At 62.2% G+C, this 5,888-nt stretch carries 4 protein-coding genes and 2 pseudogenes; all 6 read right to left on the bottom strand.

All coding sequences use genetic code 11. From position 1 onward, the window contains the following. Positions 1-464: 464 nt before the first annotated feature. Positions 465-1,040, bottom strand: a pseudogene (tnpC, locus tag ACGLHR_RS50365) (IS66 family transposase); the annotation flags it as partial. A gap of 122 nt (positions 1,041-1,162) precedes the next feature. Beyond that, the gene (locus ACGLHR_RS50360; RefSeq protein ID WP_400103452.1) at positions 1,163-2,176 is read right to left on the bottom strand and encodes a site-specific integrase; all 1,014 of its coding nucleotides are present in this window, start codon (positions 2,174-2,176) and stop codon (positions 1,163-1,165) included. Further along, positions 2,173-3,141 (bottom strand): tyrosine-type recombinase/integrase, encoded by a 969-nt coding sequence (locus ACGLHR_RS50355; RefSeq protein WP_400103450.1) that lies wholly within the window; start codon positions 3,139-3,141, stop codon positions 2,173-2,175. Before ACGLHR_RS50355 ends, ACGLHR_RS50360 begins: the two co-directional genes overlap by 4 nt. Next, positions 3,138-4,373, bottom strand: coding sequence for a site-specific integrase (locus tag ACGLHR_RS50350; protein ID WP_400103448.1), 1,236 nt, complete (start codon positions 4,371-4,373; stop codon positions 3,138-3,140). Before ACGLHR_RS50350 ends, ACGLHR_RS50355 begins: the two co-directional genes overlap by 4 nt. Positions 4,374-4,516: 143 nt before the next feature. After that, positions 4,517-5,440 (bottom strand): annotated as a pseudogene (gene tnpC, locus ACGLHR_RS50345) (IS66 family transposase); the annotation flags it as partial. A 230-nt stretch (positions 5,441-5,670) separates the two neighbouring features. Further along, entirely contained in the window at positions 5,671-5,832 is a 162-nt protein-coding gene (tnpB, locus tag ACGLHR_RS50340) for an IS66 family insertion sequence element accessory protein TnpB (protein WP_400103446.1), read from the bottom strand. Between the last annotated feature and the right edge of the window lie 56 nt (positions 5,833-5,888).

Genomic DNA, 5,888 nt, shown 5'->3' with positions numbered 1-5,888 from the left:
TCCGCAAATAGTGGTTGCGGACGCAAGCCTGCCCACTCTCAGCAGCAAAAGCTAGGTGTGCTTATTTTCGCGCTTACTGACGAACCATTTTTTAATACAGTCTTCGACAGATCGACGTCCACCCGCGCGTCACGCATGGATCGCCTTGCATCTGTCCTGCGCCATTGCGGATAGCGCCACGCACCGCGCGCTTGAAAACGAGGCATCGCTATCATATTGTGACGAAATGTTGCGGCCTAGCTATGTTGCTGCACAGGATTACCGACAGGTCGATGACGCGAAGCTGAGGAAGCAGCACCGACGCCATCTCGACAGAGGTAGCCTTCGTTTCGAAGGTGCCAACTTGGAAAGCACACCGGCCAGCAATCTCTGCAAGGCGGCTGGCCCCCGTTGGTAGTGTGTAGCCACCTCGTCTGCCCACAGCAGTCTGGAACAACGTAAGCGATCCACGAACCCCAGCCTATTCAGGGGATCATTTCGTTGGTTAAATCGGCGGGATGCAGATTCCACGGCAACAATGCCTCCACCGTCTCGACGCTCTTTGCAGCCGGCAGCTCACGCAGCACGCGGCGCAGCCACGTGTACGGCTCGAGTCGATTCGCTCTTGCCGTCTCAATGACCGAATAAATCACCGCGCTCGCATGCGCGCCCGCCGGTGTATCCGAAAACATCCAGGCTTTCCGTCCCAGGACAAAGGGGCGTATGGCGTTCTCCGCGCGGTTATTATCGATCGGCAAATCCCCGCGCTCGGTATAGCGCACCAAACGCGACCAGTAGGTATTCAGATACGCCAACGCTTTGCCCAGCGCTGTTTGCGGTGGAACGGCCGGCAACGCGGTATCGAGCCAGCTACGCAACTCAGCCAGCACCGGCAGGCTTTGCTGCTGACGCGCCTGCAGACGTTGCGCGTCGCTCGCCAGCCTGAACTCCCGCTCGATGCCGTAGAGCTTGCCGATGAACTCGATGGCCTGGTCGGCGCGACCTCGCTTGCCTTTGGGCTGCACGCGCGTCGCCTCGACGAAATAGCGGCGCGCATGAGCCTTATGCCGAGCTCGGCATAAGGCTCATTATCCCGAGTGCTGTTTTATCTTGAGTGAAGCTACTTGGCAGCAGCGTTCATGCAGTCGATCGATGATCCGAGCTTCACATAAATTTGAGTTGATCACAGGGACTTCAAGAACGCGAGCATATCGCCCTTTGGCTTCCATGTCTTCGCGTTCGTCGGCTCAATGCCAGCCTTCTTCCAGAATGCGAGCATGGCCTCTCGCTTCATCTGCAGGTTGGTCGTGATGTAGCGGCCGGTCGTGGCGACGCTCGCGTGGCCGAGATAGTCACGGATCACCGTCACGTCGGTTCCTGACTGCAGAAGCGCAACGGCGCAACTGTGGCGCAGGACGTGTGGCGTGATGTGCTTGCGTCGCAGCACTGGGTTGTCGCGAGCCGCTGCCGCTACGTGCTTGCCGAGAACGTAGGCGACGCCGTCGCGGGTCATAGGCTGGCTGTGTCGATTGAGGAATACGCACTGCGCATCGGTAGTACCTGACATACCGCGCAGTCGGTGCAGCGCGTTGGCCGTCTCGGTCCAAAGCGGCAACAGGCGCTCCTTTTTTCCCTTGCCGTGTAAACGAACCTGCCTTGGTGAGGTCAAATGCAGATCGTCCCACCGAAGTCCGGCGGCCTCGCTGACCCGAGCACCACTGTTGTAGAGGAAGAGCAGAAGCGCGTAGTCACGCGAACCGTCGACGGTGCGCCGATTGGGCGTGCTGATGATCAGGCGGACGTCCTCCGCCTCAAGGTAGGTCGCTGGCCGCTGCCGCGCCTTCTTTGCAGGGATTGCCAACACTCGCACGTACTGCTGCGAGTGCGCCAGGTCGTTGCGCAGTAGATGCTTGAAGAAGCCACGGATCGCCGCTCGGCGGCAATTGCGTGTTGCTGCCGAATTCGATCGCTGCGTCTCGATATGATCCAGGAAGCGTGTCACGGCATCAGCGTCGATGTCGCCGAGCTGCAAGGAAGCAACTCCTCGGCCGCGCTGCTCAGCAACGAATTTGAACAGCATCGTCAGCGCATCACGGTAGGCCCGGATGGTGTGGACGCTGGCACCTCGCTGCGTCGGCAGGTACTCCGTGAAGTACGACTGCACATGCGCGAACAGACCATCCTGCGAGCGGCTCATGGCGATCGGCGCTTGCGGCGCGAGTGCTGCTCGAAGCGCTGGCTCGCGAGTTGCAACAGCTCGGGCGTGGCCTTGAGGTACACCTCCGTGCCAAGGACGTTCTGGTGGCCGAGGTAGGCCGACAACCACGGCAGCTTCGCGTGAACGTCCACACCCTCAATGGCCCAAGCGGTCAGCCGATGTACGGCGAAGGCATGCCTGAACTCGTAAGGCCTGGCACCCGAGCGACCGCGTGGCGGCTTCAAGCCGAGATCGCGCAGCAGGCACCGCAACGCATCCGAGGCCGCACGCACAGTGAGCGCTGATCCGTCGCGACGGATGAACAGTGTCAATGGATCGTCGGCCCCGCTTGCCGCCAGGACTTCCTCGCGTTGGCGCAGGTAGTGGCGTAGTTCGACGACCAGGTCGTTGCGGATCGCCAGGATGCGCGAACGCCCCTTGCTTCGTTGAACTGTCAGAACGGCGGTCCGTAGATTGACGTCGACCAGATGCAGCCTGGTGGCTTCGCCCAGCCGCATCCCGGTGCAGTACAGTACGAGCGTGAGCGCGCGCAACATCGCCCCCCACATGTTGCGACCCTCGTGCCGCGTGGCGGCGCCCACCAAGGCAAGCACCTCTTCGCGGCTGAAGATGTAAGGCACGAACACCGACTCCTTGATCGGCGCCACCGCGTGATCGGGGACGAAGCCATATGGATCGCTGCGGCGGCGGAACAGGCACAACTGGCGCACTACGCCGAACTCGTTGCCCACTGTGATGGCCTTGCGGCCTTCGATTCGCGTCACCCACTGCGTCACCGCCTGGTCCAATGACGCCGGGCGGTCGCCATACCGGTCGCGGACGAAACGCACGAAGCCGTTGAGCACAAACTCGGCGCGGCGGTAGCCCATGCCCATAGCGCGCTTGAACGCTAGGAACTGCATTGCGTCGCGGGCCAGGGTGGCGGCGGTAATCTTCGCGCTCATCGCGGCACCGGAAGAGAGACCTCGCGCAGCGACTGCGTGGCGATGCGCACGTAGGCCGACACCGACTCCGGGTCGCGATGTCCGAGCAGATCCGACAACACTCGTGCCTTGGTGCCAACATCGAATTGCCGAGCGGCGTTCGAGTGCCGCAAGACGTGGCTGCCTAGGTATGGTGCCTGGATACCGGCGACCTTGGCATGTTTGATGAGCACGTGCCGCACCGCCGACGATGCCGTGAGGGCGCCGAATGGCACCTTCATCTGGACGAACACATGCCGCGTAGGTGTATGCGGCGGACGCCCATGCCGCAGGTAACGGGCCAGCACCTTGGCCACCGGGGGAAGCAGGGGCAACACGAAATTGACGCTGGTCTTCGGGCGCGACATCTGCAGCGTACCCGCATCCCAGTCAATGTCCTGCAGTTGCAAACCGATCACTTCGCCGGCGCCCAGGCCGTAGGTGCTCATCATCAACAACAGCGCATGGTCGCGCAGTCCTCGTGCCGTGCTCGTGTCCACAGCGTGCAGGAGTCGCTGAACGTCCTCCCACGGTAATGCGCGCTGGGGGCGTTCGAATCTGGGCTGTACTGGCGAGATTACCCCGTCGGCCAAGTCGGTGCGAATGCGCCCGCTGGCCAGCAAGAACCGGGCAAAGGATCTGACCGTGCTGGCGATGTCGGCCGTCGTCGAGCGTGCATAGTGGCTGGCGCATTCGATGAGGAACGCATCGATGTCGGGCAAGCTCAGATGGCGCCAGGACTTGCCGGAACGGCGCAGGTGCTCGAACAGCTTGCCGACGTGATCGAGCTTCTTGCGGATCGTGACCTCGGGATTGCCACGATGTTGCCCAAGATGGGCCGCGTAGTCGCGCAGAACCCCCATGGCAGGTGGCCGATGGCATTCGATGGATTGCCACGGCGGCACCGGCAAGCCCATGACTTCGTGAACGCGCCGTAGCGAGCGCATAGACGAACTCGCGAGACCGAGATGCGCGGCGTTAATCTTGCGTGAGCGCGCGTACCAGGCCCAGAAGCGCTTGACCCCGTCGCGCGATAGCTCGGCGCCTTCATCAAGATTAAGGGCACGACAATAGCGTCGAAACCAGCCGATCCATTGCAGGTATTGACGCGCGGTGCTTGCGCGGACACAGCGATCGCTGCGCCATACGCGCAGGATGTCCTGCACACTAGGCGTGCGCTCGGATGGCTGTGGCTTGGGTGACTGCGTGTCCATACAAGCATATACGCCTGCCCGGCCAGGTCGGATTCACATGTTCATTGAACGCGCTGGATTTATGCGGTGTTGTGCCCCATCCCAGTCCTCGTGTGGACAGTATCCTCGTGCTTCGAGCACCAGATAAAACAGCACTCGGGATAATGGGCGAGACAGGCAAGATGCTCGATCCCGTCGTGCTGGGCGAGCGCGTTGTACCCGTCGTAGCCATCGGTCATCAAATAGCCCCGGTAGCCCTCGAGCAAGCGCACCGGCACCTTGCCAGAGCGGCTCGGGTCGTAGTCGTAGAGCACCACCGGGCGTTCCGGTGGGCCGCCTGTTTGCACCCACATATAGCTCTGCGAGGTCGGCTTCTTGTCCGGCTCCTTGAGCACCTGTACCACCGTCTCATCGACGTGGATCACTGGCGCATCAAGCAGGGTGTCGCGCATCAGGTTGTGCAGCGGCTGCAAGACGCCCGCCGCGCCGATGACCCATCGTGCCAGCGTTTGCCGTGGTACCGTGACACCGGAGCGCGCCAGGACGTGCGCAAAGCGCGCCAGCGGCAGCCCATCGGCATACTTCACGGTCAGCAGCATCGCCAGCAGATCGCTACTGGCGTTGCTCTTGGGCAGCGGCTGCGGTGGCAGCGCCGCCGTCACCGGTGCGTGTTCGCTGCCGGGACAACCATAGCGCTTGCGGACATGGCGCAGTACCCGCACCTGCATCGGCACGAGATCGAGCTGTTCGCTCACGTCCTCGCCAATCTCCACCATCGGGGCACCGCATGGGCAGGTGCGTTCGGCCTCTGGCACATCGTGCACGACGTCCACGCGCTGCAACTCGGCCGGCAGCGGTGCCCGTTTGCCACGGGCTGGCTTGCCGCCCGGCGCAGTGCGACCCGACGGGAGCGTATCCGGCGCCGAATCAGGGATGGGGGCGATATCCTGTGCAGGGGAGCTTGTAGCGGCCAGCGCCTCGGCCTCATCGAACAAGCGTGCCTGGGCGGGCAACTGCTCTGTGCTCGCACCGAAGTGCCGGTGGCGATAGAGCACGATCTGCTCGTACAGGTAATTGATGTGGCGCATCGCCTGCGCCAGCGCCTGTTCCTGCGTCTGCCGGATCGCCTGTTGATGCGCAGCCTGCTGCGTCTGCAACAGTGCCTTGAGCGCCTCTACATCATCAGGCAGAACGCTGGGCAAGGTCGTGACCGCGACGTCGGAAAAATCGAATTCGACGTGGACAGGTAACGGTTTGGCGGCGGCATTTGGCATGCGGTATTTTACCGCGAAGCCACCGTAAAATCACCGCAAAACCCCTAGGAAACCGCCTCAAAATGCAAGGTTTGATGCGGCCGGTTAGTCCACAGATCGAAGCCTTCCAGCAACCATTCGAACTCCTGCAACGTCACTGTCTGTGTCGCACCGGAGCCCTCGCGTGGCCAGGCGAACCGGTCCTTCTCCAGGCGCTTGTAACTCACCTCGGAATGCAGACCTTCCCGCCGCTTCGACGCAGCTTGTCCTCATAACCCATCCT

It is taken from the genome of Cupriavidus sp. CuC1 (assembly GCF_044627735.1).
Lineage (GTDB): Bacteria > Pseudomonadota > Gammaproteobacteria > Burkholderiales > Burkholderiaceae > Cupriavidus > Cupriavidus ulmosensis.
This window is presented reverse-complemented; position numbering and strand designations above follow the sequence as displayed.

Coding starts and splice junctions, on each gene's coding strand:
- ACGLHR_RS50360 (WP_400103452.1), bottom strand. CDS start 2,176: ATGAGCCGCTCGCAGGATGGTCTGTTCGCGCATGTGCAGTCGTACTTC.
- ACGLHR_RS50355 (WP_400103450.1), bottom strand. CDS start 3,141: ATGAGCGCGAAGATTACCGCCGCCACCCTGGCCCGCGACGCAATGCAG.
- ACGLHR_RS50350 (WP_400103448.1), bottom strand. CDS start 4,373: ATGGACACGCAGTCACCCAAGCCACAGCCATCCGAGCGCACGCCTAGT.